This window comes from Natronorubrum texcoconense (assembly GCF_900100335.1).
GTDB classification, from domain to species: domain Archaea; phylum Halobacteriota; class Halobacteria; order Halobacteriales; family Natrialbaceae; genus Natronorubrum; species Natronorubrum texcoconense.
Map to the genome: position 1 here is coordinate 134,685 of NZ_FNFE01000004.1, position 15,190 is coordinate 149,874.

Below are 15,190 nucleotides of genomic sequence, written 5' to 3' on the forward strand. Positions count from 1 at the left end.
TGCTGGAGAATTCGAAATACTGACAGGCCACGGACGCTTCTGGAGGCCATCAGTTATCGGTCACTGGCTCTCGTCGTTGCGAGGCGAATCAGGTCGAACGGGCGAGACGAAGATGCGACGCTATCACGTGAGAACTGGACGAATGCCGCACTCGAATTATTCGGCCGAACCCCGACTCTTGGGACCCCGGACTCAGTCCTCGGTCGTCGTTTTCTCGACGTCGAGTTCGCCCTGGTAGATCTCCGCGCCGTCCTGTGCAACCTTTTCTGCTAGTACGGCACACTTGATCCGCATCGGCGAGATGTCGACGCCGAGCATATCAATCACGTCGTCGCGGTCCATCTCGAGTAACTCCTCGATCGTCGTCCCCGGAAGTTTCGTCGAGAGCATGCTCGCGGAGGCCTGACTGATCGCACAGCCGTCGCCCGAGAACGCGACCTGTTCGATCGTCTCCTCGTCGTCCTCGAGGACGACGTCCATGCGAATCTCGTCGCCGCACATCGGGTTCTCGCCGATGTGCGTGAACGTCGGATCCTCGATCTCCCCGTAGTTACGAGGGTTCTTGTAGTGGTCGAGGATCTGCTGTCTGTACATATCGGAGCCCAGTCCCATTGGTGTGTACGGATAGACGCGAGAGTTGTAAAAGGGTTCCGGGGCTCCGCACGACGTCGGTATTTCGGTCGCGAGACGGCCTGTGTGTACGCGACCGACGTGAAAACGGTTGCTGGTCGATGCGCCGATAGTCACGACTGAACCGATTTACACACCGATCGCATGCGATCGGGTGTACAGTAGTTTTCAGTGGTTACGACGAGCCCTGATCGATCGGCGGGTTCCAGTAGCAGGCATCGACGACGACGGCCGCGCCGACGACTGCAGCGACGGCCATCGCCTGAACGAGCGAGACGCTCGAGACGCTCGCCGCGACCAGTGCAACCGCGAACGCAACCGGAACGACCAGCAGCAGGATATCGTACCGGTCGGCCGCGGCGAGAACGCCGATCAGGGTCTCGAACGGGTCCCGTTTGGGACGGCCGATCGTTTTCTCGTACATCGTTCTCACCTCGGCACCGGCCAGTACGATTGCGGGCCAAAAAAATTCTTCGCGGGTTTGTTATTTATACGGGGAGGCAGATGGGAGTCTCGAGCCAGATACTTCTCGATCGCCCGCGGCTCACGCGTATCGCTCCCTGCTCACCATCTTGCCCTCTACTCACCGCTCGCCGGCGACTTCCGCGTCGAACTGCGCGACGTACTCGCGGACGAACGCCGCGCGTTCGTCGGCGATGCGGCTGCCGGCGGTGGTGTACATGCGCTCAGGGAGGTCGAGAATCTTCTTGTGGAGGTGGTTGTACTGAGCCCTGCCGTCGGGCGTTTCGTCGTCGGCGACCGGCACCGCGGGATCGTAAATCGGCGAGCCGACCTCGCCGCCGTAGGCGAAGACGCGAGCGATCCCGAGCGCGCCGAGGGCGTCGAGGTTGTCCGCGTCGCTGACGATCCGTGCCTCGAGCGTCTCGGGTTCGATCGCGTTCGAGTATCGGTGCGCGCGAACGCAGTGCTGGACGCGCTCGATCGTCGCCGCGTCCGCACCGACGTCCTCGAGGATTCGACCCGCTTCCGCGGCCCCCCAGGTCGCGTGGTCGTCGATCTCGCCCCGATCTTCCCGTTCCCGCCCGATATCGTGGAGGAGAACGGCGAGACCCACGATGCGGTCGTCGATCGACGCCGACTCCGGATGGCGGTCGATCAGCGTCTCCGCGAGCGTCTCGACCCGCTGGACGTGGTGCCAGTCGTGGGCCGGCGGGGCGTCCTCGAAGTACGGGCGGGCGCGGGTTCGGACTGTCTCGAGCATGCCGGTCGTGTTTCGACGAGGCGGGGATAAACGTACAGATCTCGAGCGGTTGCGCGGCCGTATTCGGTCGCCGGTCTCGTAGCGAACGTGACCCACTTCAGCGACTCGTCGACCGGGACTGCACGTCTTCGGCCGGTCCCGTCAGCACTGGTCCGAGAGGTGTTTTCGCATACACGTCGCCGACGCAGAACAGAGGTCGTCGAACTGGGTCGTCTCTCGGATCGCGGCCGGCGCGTCGGCCCGCTCGAGTTCCGCGTAGCCGCGATTCGCAAAGAAGTCGGTAGCGGTCGTCGTGAGCAGGTACAGCGTCTCGACGCCGTCGGCTCGAGCCCGGCGTTCCAACGCGTCACAGAGCGCCGTTCCGAAGCCGCTCCCGCGGGCCGACTGTTCGACGACGACGGATCGGAGAAGTCCGTCGGTTCCGTCGGACTCGAGGCCTCCGACACCGACCCGTTCGTCTCCGGCGTAGCCGACGTAGAACCGGGCGGGCGTGGTCCGAACGTCCGACGTGGGCAACTCGTTCGCGTCCAGCAGGGTTTCGACGTACGAGCGTTCTCGTCGGCCCGACGGAGGGTGAGTGTCGCACCGCTCATACCCGTCGCCACGACGTACCGAAACTAATGACATCCTCCCCGGCGTGAACGCCGAGGTTTCCCGTACCGCGTTGGGATATTAGGGTTCGCGGTTCGACCCTTGTTCTCGCGGGGCGAAACTGCCCTCGCTACGGTCGAACAAGTGAACCGCTGGCTGTGCCATCCAGCCGTTATCCCTATCCCGGCCACCGTCTGTGGCGAGATTCGGGAGTACCTTTCGTCGGATATTCTCGGCTCCGTTAACGTCGGCGTTGGCGACCGTTCCACAGTCGTCACAGACGTACAACCCGCGTTCGATACGCTGGTTCCCGTCTTTCGTCCCACACGACGAACACGTTTTCGAGGTATCACGCTCGGACTTCCGAACGACCTCGATACCTTCGTCCTCAGCCTTGTATTCGAGCATCGACGTGAAGCGGTCGAACGCCCACCCGTGAAGGTCGAGGTTGCCGTGGTCGCCCCAGTTGCGGGCGTCTCCGTTCTCGTCGTCGCGGATACCGCCAAGGTCGCCAATCACGATGGTCCCGACGCTACGTTGCTTGCACGCCGAAACGATGCGCTTCGAGAGCGTATGCAAGAAGTGGGTTCGGCGCTCGGTCTGTTTCCGGTCGAGCCGGCGCGCTTCCCAAGAGGCTGAATCGTCGCACTTCGCCCGTTCTTTGGCGAAGTAGTAGATATCCTCCTTGAGCGCGCCACCGGGATACAACGTAGCTTCGTCTCCATACGAGACGGTAGCGAAGTTGCATATCCCGAGGTCGATACCGGCGGTTCGGTCGCCCGATGAACGGAATTCGACCTCATGCCGGCAGACGATATGCAACCGCCACTCTCCGTGTTCGTAGACCGCACGAACCAGTTGGACGTTCTCGATTTCGGCGTCCGGTCGGGTTTCATATTCGCACAGAAGAAAGTCCGACCAATGCGCTTTGAGGTTCCGCCCTTTCGAGAGACGGATACGTCCGTTCTTCGGGTCGTGCTTGAAGCCGTCTTCTTTGAATGTGACGGTCGAACGTGGGTGGTCGTCGCCGTGTTTTCGGTTAGCGTGAGACCGTCGGTCTCACGGACCATTCGAACGGGCGCTACGCGCCCGTGAGAAGAAGCCGGGCGGATTCGCGTTCTTGTTCCCGTTTCGGCGGTGGCCGTACCAACTCTTGAACGCCTCAGACAATTCTTCGAGAACTGCCTGACTTGACTGTGCGTTGAGGTCAGCGTAGCGTTCGTGGTTTTTAAGGTACGACTTGAGCGCGCCTTCGCCGGGAATTGTCCCCGTTTCGTCCCAAATGCGCCCGATGGTCCACCGGGCAACATTCCAGAGTTTTGAGGCCGCGAACCCGAGCGAATCGAGACCGTCGCGGACCTGTTGCTGGTTGCGTATGGACGCAACATGGGTCCGGGTGACGGTCCTTTTCGCCATACATAGTCTATGTCACTGAGTTGACTTATAGGTTGGCCGTGCACGGTGAAAGTGAATATCCGGCCGGCCATCGACGGAGGTTGCGGAACGGAGCGTACGCGATTCACGCCCGGCCTTCGGCCTCAAGACGGGATTATCTCGCTGTTGAGAGATACCTTCGGCGGAGTCACGTCGGACCGTTCGTGATTGAGGGAGGGTCGTGATCACTCTCGAGCGTTCGCTGACCCGACTACTGCCGGCCGGACGATGTGCCGAGCCACGGAGGTAACTGCAATGCTCCACATAAAGACGACGCAGAATTGCGTGAACGTCGGGAGGTGTTCTCTCGGGAACACCACCCACATGAGGGCCGTACCGACGGCGATGCTCGCGAGGGCGACGATCGTCATGGTCCCGTCGCTACGGTTCGACCCGATCTGGGCGCCCTCTAGCAGGAGCGTTACCGCAACGCCGGAGAGCACGCCGATACCGACGGCGACCGCTATCGCTTCGCTCGAGACGATCTCTCGAGCGGACGACGGCAGTAGCAACAGTGGTGTCAGTGCGATGGCGTACAGCAGACTCTGTATCGCCCTCGCTTGCTCGTTCGAGCCGCGATAGATGTCGCCGAGAGACACGTTCTCCATTACCGACTATTAGTCTCGCTGCCATATAACGATGCGTATGGAAATACGGTACGACTCCGCTCACCGCTGCGTGTGTTCGCAGGCGTTCGCCTATGCGAACAGCTGCCGCGCATCTACGAAGCGGCGAAGCCGCTTCGAGCCTTGCGTTGCTCGGCGAGACGTCCCTCGCACGTCAGCTAAAGAGCTGCCGCGCATCGTCTAACGCCGCAACCATCTTGTCGACCTCCTCCCGCGTATTGTAGACGTAGAACGACGCTCGAGTCGACGCCGCCACACCGAGCTTGTCGTGTAGCGGCTGGGTACAGTGATCGCCGGCGCGAACCGCGACCGTGTGGTCGTTCATGATCGAGGCGAGGTCGTGGGCGTGGACGCCGTCGATGTTGAAGCTGACCAGCCCGCCGCGGTCGGGGCCGCCCTCGGGACCGTAGATCTCGACGTCGCCCTCGGCCTCGAGTCGGTCGTAGGCGTAGGCGGCGAGCTCCTCCTCGTGGGCTCGAATGCGGTCCATCCCAATGTCCTCGAGCCAGTCGATCGCCGCGTGGAGGCCGACAGCTTCGGCGATCGGCGGCGTGCCGGGTTCGAACTTCCAGGGGAGGTCGCCCCAGGTCGAGTCCTCGAAGGTGACCTTCCGGATCATGCCGCCGCCGTAGAGGTAGGGCTGGAGCTCCTCGAGCAACTCCTGCTTGCCGTAGAGGACGCCGATACCGGTGGGACCAGCCATCTTGTGGCCCGAGAAGGCGTAGAAGTCGGCGTCGATCTCCTCGACGTCGACGGGACGGTTCGGCACCGCCTGTGCGCCGTCGATAAAGGAGAGGGCCCCGTGCTCGTGGGCGAGATCGGTGAGTTCGGAGACGGGGTTGACCGTGCCCAGCGTGTTCGAGACGTGGACGGCGGAGACGATGGCCGCGTCGTCGTCGATCAGTTCGCGGGCGTGATCCATGTCCAGCCGGCCGGTGTCGTCGACGCGGATGTACTCGACGTCGGCGCCGGTCTGGTGGGCGATCTGTTGCCAGGTGACCAGCGAGGCGTGGTGTTCCATCTCCGTGAGGACGACCCGGTCGCCGGGCTCGAGTTCGTTCAGCCCCCACGAGTAGGCGAGCAGGTTCTCGCTCTCGGTCGTGTTCTTGGTGAAGATGATCTCCTCGCGGCCGTCGGCGTTGATGAACTCCGCGACGCGGTCGTGGGCCTCCTCATAGAGGATCGAGGCCTCCTGGCTGAGGTGGTGGATCCCCCGGTGGACGTTGGCGTTGGACTCTCGGTAGTAGTCGCTCATCGCGTCGACGACCGCGTCTGGGGTCTGGGTCGTCGCCGCGTTGTCGAGGTAGACGACCTGCTGGCCGTCGAACTCCCGCTCGAGGATGGGGAACTCCTCGCGGATGGACTCGACGTCGAGCGCCTCGAGATTCTGCTGACTCATTGGCTGCTAGCAGGAACCCCAGACAAAACACTCCTTCGGTCCGACGGCACTCGTATCGGTCGAACCGGGTCCGTACGAATCCGTCTCGCCGGATCTGGACTGTTCGCACGCAACCCGCTCACTTCGGATCTGGAGCGCTCGAATTCGACGAGTTTACCGGTCGATCAGGGGAGAGACGAGTGCTTACGGAGTCGACAAATGGAGGGAGCGACGGGACTGCAAGAAGGGGAACAGGGCGGACGGTTGGTGGGTGGGTGCCTCGGCAGGGAACGTGGGCTGGTTGGTCAGGTGGTCCAGTATCGGTGCCCCGCCAGTCACACTGTCCCCTGGCGACCGACATATCAGTGTTTCCAAACCATGTTGGTACGTGAGAGACGGCCGTAGTGACCTGTTCGGGAGCGCCGCACTCCCAACGGATCGTCGCGTGTTCTTCCCCTGAAATCGTGCCCCCGTAATTAAATACTCCTCCTGTGTGTTCTCCAACAAAATGGCTGCGATCGAAACGGTCGGACTGACGAAGCAGTACGGTGACCTCACCGCCGTCGACGACCTCGATCTCACGATCGAGGAGGGCGAGGTGTTCGGATTTTTAGGGCCGAACGGCGCGGGCAAGTCGACGACGATCAACATGCTGCTCGATTTCACCCGTCCGAGCGCGGGGTCGGCGACGGTGCTCGGCTACGACGCCCAGGACGAAGCCGACGCGATCAGTCCCCGCGTTGGGGTCCTCCCGGAGGGGTTCGACATCTACCCTCGCCTCACGGGACGTCGACACATCGAGTTCGCGATCGAGACCAAAGACGCCGCCGACGATCCCGACGCGGTCCTCGAGCGCGTGGGACTTTCGGCCGACGACGCCGCGCGTCCCGCCGGCGACTACTCGAAGGGAATGCGCCAGCGGCTCGCGACCGGGATGGCGCTGGTCGGCGATCCCGACCTGCTCATCATGGACGAACCCTCGAGCGGGCTCGACCCCCACGGTATCCGCGAGATGCAAGAGCTCGTCCGTTCGGAAGCCGAGACGGGGACGACCGTCTTCTTCTCGAGCCATATTCTGGAACACGTCGAAGCCGTCTGCGACCGGATCGGCGTGTTGAACGAGGGCGAACTCGTCGCCGTCGACACCATCGAGGGGCTCCGCGAGTCGATCGGCGGCGGCGGGACGATGGAGCTGACACTCGCTGATTCTGCCGACGCGTTCCGCGACGCCGTCGGCGCCGTCGACGGAATCGCCGACGTCACCGTCTCGGGCCGCACGCTCGAGTGTTCGATCGCCGATCCGGCGGCGAAAGCCGGCGCCGTGATCGCGCTCGACGACGCTGGGACGACGGTTCGGGACGTCCGGATCGAGGACGTCTCGCTCGAGTCGCTGTTCACGACGCTGACGAACGGCGGTGACGACCCCGGAGGACGGAGTACTGACGAAACGGAGAGCCCTGCGGCCGCGACGCCGGAGGTGGCCGAATGACCCAACACATCACCACCGTCGCGCGAAAGGAGTTCGAAGACGCCGGCCGCTCGAAACTGCTCTGGGCGCTGATCGCCCTCCTCGTCGGCCTCGTCACTATCGGCTACGTCGCGATCTGGTATACGGCCGACGACGTCACGGCGGCCGAAGTGCTCGGCTTCATCGCGCTCCCGTTGCAGACGATCATCCCGATCGCCGCGCTCATCGTCGGCTACATGGCCGTCGTCGGGGAGCGTCGGTCAGGCAGCATCAAACTCCTGCTCGGCTTGCCGCCCAACCGGACCGATATCGTGTTCGGGAAACTGCTCGGTCGGATGGCGGTCGTCGCGACGGCCGTCTTCCTCGCGTTCGTCGTCGCGCTGGTCTTAGGCGCGGTGCTGTTCGGCTCGGTTCCGTTCGTCGACTGGCTCGCGTTCGGTGCCATCTCGATCCTGTTCGGCGTTTCGTTCGCCGGACTGGCCGTCGGCGTCTCCGCCGGCGTCTCCACGCGGGGGAAGTCGATGGCGATCGTCGTCGGGCTCTACATGCTCGTCCTCGCGCTCTGGGAACTCGTCACGGCCGGCCCGTACTACCTCGTCTACGGCGAAGGGCCGCCCGTCGAGGCCGAGGCGTGGTACCTGTTCGTCGATCAGTTCAATCCGATCACCACCTACACCACGCTGGTCGGCAACGTCGTCGAGGGCGAAGTCTTCCCGTTCATGTTCCAGTACGGGCTCGAGGACTTCGAGGCCGCCGGAATGACGCCCGCCGAACGGTACGCAGGTGACGCGCCGTTCTACCTACAGGACTGGTTCGGCCTCGTCGTCCTGTTGTGCTGGCTGGTCGTGCCCGTCGCGATCGGCTACTATCGGTTCCAGAAGACGGATCTGTAGGTCCCGTTGGGAGCCTCCATACCTACATTCGCAGTAACTGCGCGTGCAGCGTCGAACCAACCTCGAGGACGTTCGCCTCGTCGATAAAGCCCTTCTCGACAGCGAGTTCGACGGCCTCTCGACCGACGATGTTGGCGACGTCCGCTCGAGCGAGGCTGTCGACGACGGCTCCCTCGTCGGCCCCGTCGCCGCCGTAGAACTCCTCCGTGACGGTCAGCGAGATCTCGTCGGTCTCGAACGTCTCGCCGAGGACGTCCTCGTCGCAGACCGCCACCAACAGCCCCTCCGGCGTCTGTCGTTCGTTGACGATCATGCGTTACTCGAGCCGCCACTCCTCGTCGTCTCGCTCGGACGCGCGGCCGGGGTCGGTGATGTCGGTCCCGGTCCCGTCTCGCCGACCCTGCTCTCCCGGTCGTCCGTCGGGGACGCCCGCCGATTCGGGGGTGTGGCCCTGGGTTTCCCTGCGTTCGTCCACCATCTCCTGTTCGGCTCGCTCGAGCATCTCGTTGGCCTCCTCGGCGATCTCCTCGGCCTCGTCGTACTCGCCCAGATCCTCGAGGATCTCGGCCTTTTCCTCGAGCACCTTCGCGTTGCGTAGGCCCAGTCGGATCGCGTTGTCGATGCAGTGTAAGGCCTCCTCGGCCAGGCCGCGCTCCGAGAGGAAGAAGGCGCGATTGAACCAGCCCTCGGCGAAGCGCTCGTCGACTTCGACGGCGCGCTCGGCGTGCTCTAAGGCCTGTGCCGTCTCGCCGAACTCCCAGAGCGCGTAGGCGAGGTTCGTCTCGGCGGTCGCGGCGTGCTCGCTCTCTCCGTCGATCCGGAGCGCCTCTTGGTGGGAACCGATCGCCTCGTCGTACTCCTCGAGTTCGGCGTGGGCGACGCCCTTGTTGACCCAGGCCTCCTGGGTCGTGCGGTCGTCGTCGGCGAACTGGGCGGCCCGCTCGAAGGCGTCGGTCGCCTGCTCGTAGCGGTTGATCTGCATGTAGTTCAGCCCGACGTCGAGCAGTTCGTCCGCGTCGACGTCGTCGCTGCCGATGTTGTGTTTGTCGAGCGTGTCGGTGACGACCCGCGAGTCGACGGGGTCGACCTTCGAGGGGTCGACGCCCAGCTCCGGCGGGTCCAGATCGAACTCGTCGTAGGCGTCGCTGAACCCCTCTCCCTCGGAGAAGCGGTGATCTCGATCGTCGTCGCCCTCTCGGTCAGTCATTGCCGTAGCTGTGGCGGCGACGACTGTTAAGGGCTGCGACACGGCTACCGACCGTCTCGTCGGCGTCGGTCGAGACGCCCGCTCAGAGCCGCTTGCCGAGGCGCCTGGTCGCCGTCCGGATCGACTGCGTCGCCGCTGCGGGGTGGGGCAGACCGAGTCGGTATCGAACTCGGTCCTGGCGTTTGAACGGCTCGAACACCGCCGGCTCCTCGAGTTCCCAGCGCTGCGGTCTCGAGCCGCGATACCGGGCCCGATCGAGAATCGCACCCGCTGCGCGTCGGCCGGCCTCGTCGGCCGACTCCATCGAGGCGAGATCGGCGTTCGTTCGCACGTAGTCGCCGGCCAGCGTGAGATTTCGAACGGCCGTGTCCGCCGGCGGCCGGTTCCGGAGCGAGCCGACGGTGTTGATCAACAGCGGGGAGCGGTTCGCGACGCCGTCGTCCGTCTCGACGATCGCCGGATCGAGGAACCAGTCGACCAGCATCTCGTCCGTGAGTCGCGTCCCGGGGCCGGTCAGGTGATCGTCGGACGCGTTCAGGTGCGCTTTCAGCTGCGCCCAGATCTCCTCGGCGATCTCCTCGCGCGTACACGCTCTGGCCGGTTTCTCGTGGACGATCCCCGGCGTCTCCCAGTCGGAAGCGATCACCGAGAGGACGCCCTCGACCGCGTCGGGGCCCCGATTTTCGAGATCGTAGTTCGTCCAGAACTGCCGCTGGGAGATCGACGTCAGCGCCCACGGGGAGTCGGCGTACACCTGGTGCCCCCTCGTCAGCTCGACGTCCTCGCTCAGATAGAACTGGATGCCGTTCATCCAGGCCGTCTCGAGTCGCTCGATTCGGCCGAGTTCCGGCGCAGCCCGGCGCAGTTCCGGCGTGACGAAGTTCGGTGCGACGTCGACCGGAACGGCCAGGACGTACTCGTCGGCCGTAACTGTCCAACCATCGGCCATCGCGACGCCGGTGATTCGCCGCCCGTCGAACTCGAGGCCGCGCGCCGGCGCGTTTCGCTGCAGGTCGACGCCGAGCGTCTCGAGGTACCGAACCCACGGATCGATCCAGGCCACGTTCGTCGGCGCGTTCAGGATGCGCTCGGTCGGCCGGCTCGCGTCGAGCTGTCCGAACAGGAGCTGAAGGTAGATGGTCCCGATCGTCCGGGCGCTGCCGACCTCCGGGCGGAGCGCCACCAGCGACTGCGTCGCGTACGCGAGTCGGTCGCGAAACTCCTGGGACCGGTTCTCGGCGTCGATGAACGTCCACCAGGAGACGTCGTCGAGTTCGCCCTCGCGTCGATCGTCGCAGGCGGTCAGCAGGTACAGCAGTCGCTCGAGCAGGAACCGAACGTCGTCGGCGGGGAGATCCTCGACGAACGCCGGGCGAAGCGCCTCGAGCCACTCGCGAAGCGAGTCGGGAGCGCTGGTGGACGCGATCCGGTCCGCCTCGTCGACCCCCGCGATGAGCGTGGCTTCGGTTCCGACGAGGTTGCCAGCGACGGTCCCGTTACCGTCAGGGATTCGCTCCATCGTGTCGACGACGTGGCGGTAGAACGCCGGGAAGAACCGGAAGCCGTGCTCGCCGTGGAGCGGCGCCGGGCCGTCCGCGATCGGCATCGATCGAGCCTTCCCGCCGAATCGGTCGTTCGCCTCGAGGACGGTTACGTCGAACCCGCGCTCGGCGAGTTCGTGGGCCGTCGTGAGTCCCCCGATTCCGCCACCGACGACGGCGATTGCTGTCATTGCTCCTCGTACGGTTCCCACGGAAATAGTCCGCGTCCCTAACAACGTCAGTCGGCGACGAGACGGTCTCGAGCGCCGTCGTGACTCGGCCAAGCTTCAATACTTGGACGGTCGAACGCTCCCGTGAGCATGCGACTCTTCGTCAGCGTCGACCTGTCCGACGACCTCGCGGAATCGGTCGCCGAGCTGCAGGCCGAGTTCGCCGACGCGAGCGGCCTGAATCTCACGGATCCCGAGCAGGCCCACCTCACGATGAAGTTCCTCGGCGAGGTCGACGAGGATCGACTCCCGTCGCTTCGAGGGGAACTCGAGGACGCCGTCGACGACGCCGACGTCGACCCCTTTACCGCCCGATTCGGCGGACTGGGGGTCTTCCCGAGTCTCGACTACATCAGCGTCGTCTGGCTCGGCGTCGAACGCGGTGGTGCGGAACTAACCCGACTCCACGAGGCCATCGAGGAGCGAACGACCGCGATGGGGTTCGAGCCGGAGTCCCACGAGTTCACGCCCCACGTCACGCTCGCGCGGATGGAACACGCGGGTGGGAAGGACCGCGTCCAGGAACTGGTTCGGGAGCGCGATCCGACGGTCGGCGAGATGACGGTCGACGAGATCCGGCTGACCGAGAGCACGCTCACCGACGCGGGGCCGGTGTACTCGACGGTCGAGTCGTTCCCGCTCGCGTAGCACCGGTAGCCCGGCTTGAATAGCACCGGCCGTCCGACTCGACGGGCTCGAGTCCCCTCGAACGTGTCGCGTATCGACGACTTACGCCGCCTAGGCCGTTCGTACTCCGATCCGGCTGAACAATGCAAGACCCTCGCTCATAGCACCGACCGGTGTAGCGATCCGTAGACGATGGTGGCTCCCTCCGCCGGTGATCGGCCCTGACTCCGTCGCCCCCCTCGTCCGCGCGACTCGCCGCGAGCGCGGACGGCCGACTCGTCTCGAGACGAGAGCTGCTGGTCTCGCTCGGCGGGGCGGCCGCCGTCTCGAGCGTCCGTGGCGATCCGACGGCCGGATTCGCCAGCGACGACGACGCGCCGCTACACGTCCGCGTCTACCCCCGGCCGGTGCCGCTGTGGGCCTGGACCCGCTACGGCTTCGACGGCGTTCGAGACGACTGGCCGCCGCCGTTCCAGGACGCGCTCTCGGCCATCGAGGACGCGTTCGAGCAGGTGCTCACGTACGCCAACGAGCGCTCGCGACTCGAGGGGCTCGAGGCGGTCGTCGAGCGCGGCGACCTCGTTCGGCTGCCGCTTCCGACGATGTCACGGCCGTCCGAGGCGGTCGTCCCCTCGCTCGAGACGGTACTCGAGGGCTTTCGCACGCGACTCGACGAGCGCGACGTGCTGACGGGATCGACCTGTCACGCCCTGCTGTCTTGGGCCCCGCTCAATCATCGTGTCGGCTACGGTGGGACGCTCTCTCCGAACGCTTGGACGGGCAACGTGACGGGCCAGCCCACCGACACCGGCGACTCCCAGACCGTCGCGAACCTCGGCGCAACGGAGCTCTGGGACTCGCGGGCGGTCACGCGAAACATGGCGATCCACGAGGTCTTGCACACGTTTCTGGATACCGACGCCGTCGAGGCGGTCGCCAACTCGAGTTGCGATCACGATCTCGGCACCGCGGTGCGGGTCGACGACGAGACGATGCGAGTCTCCCCGATGGCGACCGCCTACGCGGGGCCGGACGACGTCGGCGGCGGCACTCGATTCCACGGCACGGGCTGTCACGACCACGAGGAGTTCCACCGCCACGACGGTCTCGAGGGCGTCGAGAACTGGACGTACACGACCGAACTCAGCGAGGCGACGCTCGAGGCCGTCACGCGCTATCTCGAGACCAGTATCGACCGATAACCGGGCCGAACGCCCCGCTGAGCACTCGTCTCCAAGATGGACAAGATTTTATGCCAGCGTAGGCTACCTGTGGCTACTATGGGTAAGAAAACGAAGGGCAAGAAGAAGCGTCTTGCCAAACTCGAGAACCAGAACAGCCGCGTTCCGGCCTGGGTCATGATGAAGACCGACATGGAAGTCCAGCGCAACCCGAAGCGACGCAACTGGCGGCGCAACGACACTGACGAGTAACGATGAGTGCAAGTGATTTCGAGGAACGCGTCGTTACCGTTCCGCTGCGCGACGTCAAGAAGGGCGCGAACCACGAGGCCGCCGACTACGCGATGCGACTCGTTCGCGAACACCTCGCGAAACACTTCGCGGTCGACGAGGACGCCATCCGACTGGACCCCTCGATCAACGAGGAAATCTGGTCGAACGGTCGTTCCAACCCGCCGCGAAAGCTCCGCGTCCGCGCGGCTCGCTTCGACGAAGAGGGTGAGGCCGTCGTCGAGGCCGAGGTCGCCGAGTAAATTTGCAACGACTCGCCTTCGTCGGGTCGGCGTACGTCGGGGTCTTCGCCCGGGCGACCGACTCGTGCGTGCTCGTTCGCCCTGACGTCGACGACGACGTCATCGCCGACCTGACCGACGAACTCGAGGTGCCCGCGGTCCCGACGACCGTCGGCGGCTCCTCGACGGTCGGCGCGTTAGCGATGGGTAACGAGAACGGACTCCTCGTCAGTTCGCGCATCCTCGAGTACGAACGCGAACGGCTCGAGGAGGAGGTCGATCTCCCCGTCGCGGAACTGCCGGGGAACATCAACGCCGCAGGGAACGTCGTGCTGGCAAACGACTACGGCGCGTACGTCCACCCCGACCTCCCGCGGGAGACGGTCCAGATCGTCAAAGACACCCTCGAGGTGCCCGTCGAACGCGGCGACCTCGCGGGCGTTCGCACCGTCGGGACCGCCGCGGTCACGACGAACAAAGGGGTGCTCTGTCACCCGAAATCGACCGACGAGGAACTGGACACGCTCGAGGAAGTCCTCGACGTCCGGGCCGACGTCGGTACCGTCAACTACGGCGCGCCGCTGCTCGGATCGGGGCTGCTCGCAAACGAGTCCGGCTACGTCGTCGGACAGGATACGACCGGACCCGAACTCGGCCGAATCGAGGACGCGCTGGGCTATCTGGAGTAGCGTTCTCGTACGGACTGCGTTTTCACTCTTCGCGGTCGTTCACTCGAGACGACCGCCACTACATTTTAAATCGCTAACACTATAATCTGCGAAGCGAAGATCGCTGCACGATGACTCGTCGTCAGTTAGCCCAGCGATTTCTCGTCGGCTCCGACGTCTCGGAGTCGCTCTTGGTGCTGGCACTCACACCAGCCCTGTTTCTGCTCGGTTTCGGATGGCCGATCGCGGTGGACGTGGTGTTCTCGAGCGGGTCACAGACCGTTTGGGTGGTCCTGGCCGTCGCTCCACTCGTGCTCGGTGCGCTCGTCGCGACCGGATACCCCGCCTATCGCGGTCAGGGGGTAGCCATCGGGTGGCTCCTGGTATTTGCGTTCTGCTGCGGGCTGTTGTTCTTGTTCCTGATGGGGGACTACACGCTGGATACGACCGAACGGCTGGTCGCGGCGGTCGCGCTCTCGCTCGCGGTGACGGTCCCGCTGGGCGTAATCGGTGCCGTCGTGGGATACGCAACGAGACGCCTCTCGACGGAAATTCGTCCCTGACGGTTCGATGCGTTCGCGGCTCGAGTCCAACCAGTCAGTCGTTGCCCGACTGTGGTTCGAACTGATGCCGGACGATCTCGCTGTCGTCGTCCCACTCGAAGTTCTCGTGGGCGCGCTCGAGCAGGTTGCGATAGGCCTCGAGATCGTCCATTCCTTCGGCCTGTGCGTCTTCGTCGGTCAGGTCCCCGAGCGTCCGTTCGGTGACGTCGGTCACCTCGAACGCGGTGTCCTCGATCGTGAACGTATCGCCGGGGTCGGCGTACTGGTGGCCGCGGTGGATCTGGGTCACGTCGCCCTCGAGGGCCTGCGTTTGCATCCGTTCGCTAGGCAGTAGCTCACTAAGATCGAGTTCGCTCATGCGGTTCCGTACGGTGGCCGCGGCAAAACCGTTTGGCACGCTCGTGCGGCCGTGTCATCGC

General features: G+C 64.7%; 18 protein-coding genes and 1 pseudogene. 8 read left to right on the plus strand and 11 right to left on the minus strand.

What is annotated here, in order from left to right; genetic code table 11:
• Positions 1-192: 192 nt before the first annotated feature.
• From sufU to BLT08_RS13420, 7 genes and pseudogenes are all read right to left on the minus strand, one after another.
• Complete coding sequence (sufU, locus tag BLT08_RS13390) at positions 193-612, minus strand: Fe-S cluster assembly sulfur transfer protein SufU (protein ID WP_090308166.1); 420 nt, start codon at positions 610-612, stop codon at positions 193-195.
• A 193-nt stretch (positions 613-805) separates the two neighbouring features.
• Entirely contained in the window at positions 806-1,054 is a 249-nt protein-coding gene (locus tag BLT08_RS13395) for a DUF8015 family protein (protein WP_090308169.1), read from the minus strand.
• A gap of 159 nt (positions 1,055-1,213) precedes the next feature.
• On the minus strand, positions 1,214-1,852 hold the full coding sequence (locus BLT08_RS13400) for an HD domain-containing protein (RefSeq protein WP_090308174.1): 639 nt from the start codon (positions 1,850-1,852) through the stop codon (positions 1,214-1,216).
• Positions 1,853-1,993: 141 nt separating this feature from the next.
• Positions 1,994-2,368 carry an arsenic resistance N-acetyltransferase ArsN2 gene (arsN2, locus tag BLT08_RS13405; RefSeq protein ID WP_245724219.1) on the minus strand — a complete coding sequence of 125 codons (375 nt, stop codon included), beginning with the start codon at positions 2,366-2,368 and terminating at the stop codon, positions 1,994-1,996.
• A 156-nt stretch (positions 2,369-2,524) separates the two neighbouring features.
• Positions 2,525-3,859 (minus strand): annotated as a pseudogene (locus BLT08_RS13410) (RNA-guided endonuclease InsQ/TnpB family protein).
• Between the two features lie 203 nt (positions 3,860-4,062).
• Positions 4,063-4,485, minus strand: a complete 423-nt coding sequence (locus BLT08_RS13415) for a hypothetical protein (protein WP_090308178.1) — start codon at positions 4,483-4,485, stop codon at positions 4,063-4,065.
• A gap of 172 nt (positions 4,486-4,657) precedes the next feature.
• Positions 4,658-5,902, minus strand: a complete 1,245-nt coding sequence (locus tag BLT08_RS13420) for an aminotransferase class V-fold PLP-dependent enzyme (RefSeq protein ID WP_090308183.1) — start codon at positions 5,900-5,902, stop codon at positions 4,658-4,660.
• A gap of 487 nt (positions 5,903-6,389) precedes the next feature.
• Between BLT08_RS13420 and BLT08_RS13425 the strand changes: the two genes are divergently transcribed.
• Positions 6,390-7,370, plus strand: coding sequence for an ABC transporter ATP-binding protein (locus tag BLT08_RS13425; protein WP_090308186.1), 981 nt, complete (start codon positions 6,390-6,392; stop codon positions 7,368-7,370).
• Positions 7,367-8,242 carry an ABC transporter permease gene (locus BLT08_RS13430; protein ID WP_090308189.1) on the plus strand — a complete coding sequence of 292 codons (876 nt, stop codon included), beginning with the start codon at positions 7,367-7,369 and terminating at the stop codon, positions 8,240-8,242. Before BLT08_RS13425 ends, BLT08_RS13430 begins: the two co-directional genes overlap by 4 nt.
• Before the next feature lie 22 nt (positions 8,243-8,264).
• On the opposite strand, the gene BLT08_RS13435 is transcribed toward BLT08_RS13430, so the two are convergent.
• From BLT08_RS13435 to BLT08_RS13445, 3 genes are all read right to left on the minus strand, one after another.
• The gene (locus BLT08_RS13435) at positions 8,265-8,555 is read right to left on the minus strand and encodes a DUF424 domain-containing protein (RefSeq protein ID WP_090308193.1); all 291 of its coding nucleotides are present in this window, start codon (positions 8,553-8,555) and stop codon (positions 8,265-8,267) included.
• Between the two features lie 3 nt (positions 8,556-8,558).
• The gene (locus BLT08_RS13440; protein ID WP_090308197.1) at positions 8,559-9,449 is read right to left on the minus strand and encodes a tetratricopeptide repeat protein; all 891 of its coding nucleotides are present in this window, start codon (positions 9,447-9,449) and stop codon (positions 8,559-8,561) included.
• 82 nt (positions 9,450-9,531) lie between these two features.
• Positions 9,532-11,181, minus strand: a complete 1,650-nt coding sequence (locus BLT08_RS13445; protein ID WP_090308200.1) for a hydroxysqualene dehydroxylase — start codon at positions 11,179-11,181, stop codon at positions 9,532-9,534.
• A gap of 129 nt (positions 11,182-11,310) precedes the next feature.
• Between BLT08_RS13445 and thpR the strand changes: the two genes are divergently transcribed.
• The 6 genes from thpR to BLT08_RS13475 all read left to right on the plus strand — a co-directional run bounded on the left by thpR (position 11,311) and on the right by BLT08_RS13475 (position 14,771).
• Positions 11,311-11,868, plus strand: coding sequence for an RNA 2',3'-cyclic phosphodiesterase (gene thpR, locus BLT08_RS13450; protein ID WP_090308203.1), 558 nt, complete (start codon positions 11,311-11,313; stop codon positions 11,866-11,868).
• 275 nt (positions 11,869-12,143) lie between these two features.
• Positions 12,144-13,049, plus strand: coding sequence for a hypothetical protein (locus BLT08_RS13455; protein WP_090308207.1), 906 nt, complete (start codon positions 12,144-12,146; stop codon positions 13,047-13,049).
• Positions 13,050-13,127: 78 nt separating this feature from the next.
• Positions 13,128-13,280: a 50S ribosomal protein L39e gene (locus BLT08_RS13460; RefSeq protein ID WP_006092547.1), complete on the plus strand. Its 153-nt coding sequence runs from the start codon at positions 13,128-13,130 to the stop codon at positions 13,278-13,280.
• A gap of 2 nt (positions 13,281-13,282) precedes the next feature.
• Positions 13,283-13,561 carry a 50S ribosomal protein L31e gene (locus BLT08_RS13465; protein WP_090308212.1) on the plus strand — a complete coding sequence of 93 codons (279 nt, stop codon included), beginning with the start codon at positions 13,283-13,285 and terminating at the stop codon, positions 13,559-13,561.
• Positions 13,562-13,563: 2 nt separating this feature from the next.
• Positions 13,564-14,229, plus strand: coding sequence for a translation initiation factor IF-6 (locus tag BLT08_RS13470; RefSeq protein WP_090308216.1), 666 nt, complete (start codon positions 13,564-13,566; stop codon positions 14,227-14,229).
• 110 nt (positions 14,230-14,339) lie between these two features.
• Entirely contained in the window at positions 14,340-14,771 is a 432-nt protein-coding gene (locus tag BLT08_RS13475; RefSeq protein WP_090308221.1) for a hypothetical protein, read from the plus strand.
• A gap of 34 nt (positions 14,772-14,805) precedes the next feature.
• Here the strand turns inward: BLT08_RS13475 and BLT08_RS13480 are convergent, their stop codons facing one another.
• Positions 14,806-15,129, minus strand: a complete 324-nt coding sequence (locus BLT08_RS13480) for an ASCH domain-containing protein (protein WP_090308225.1) — start codon at positions 15,127-15,129, stop codon at positions 14,806-14,808.
• Positions 15,130-15,190 lie beyond the last annotated feature (61 nt).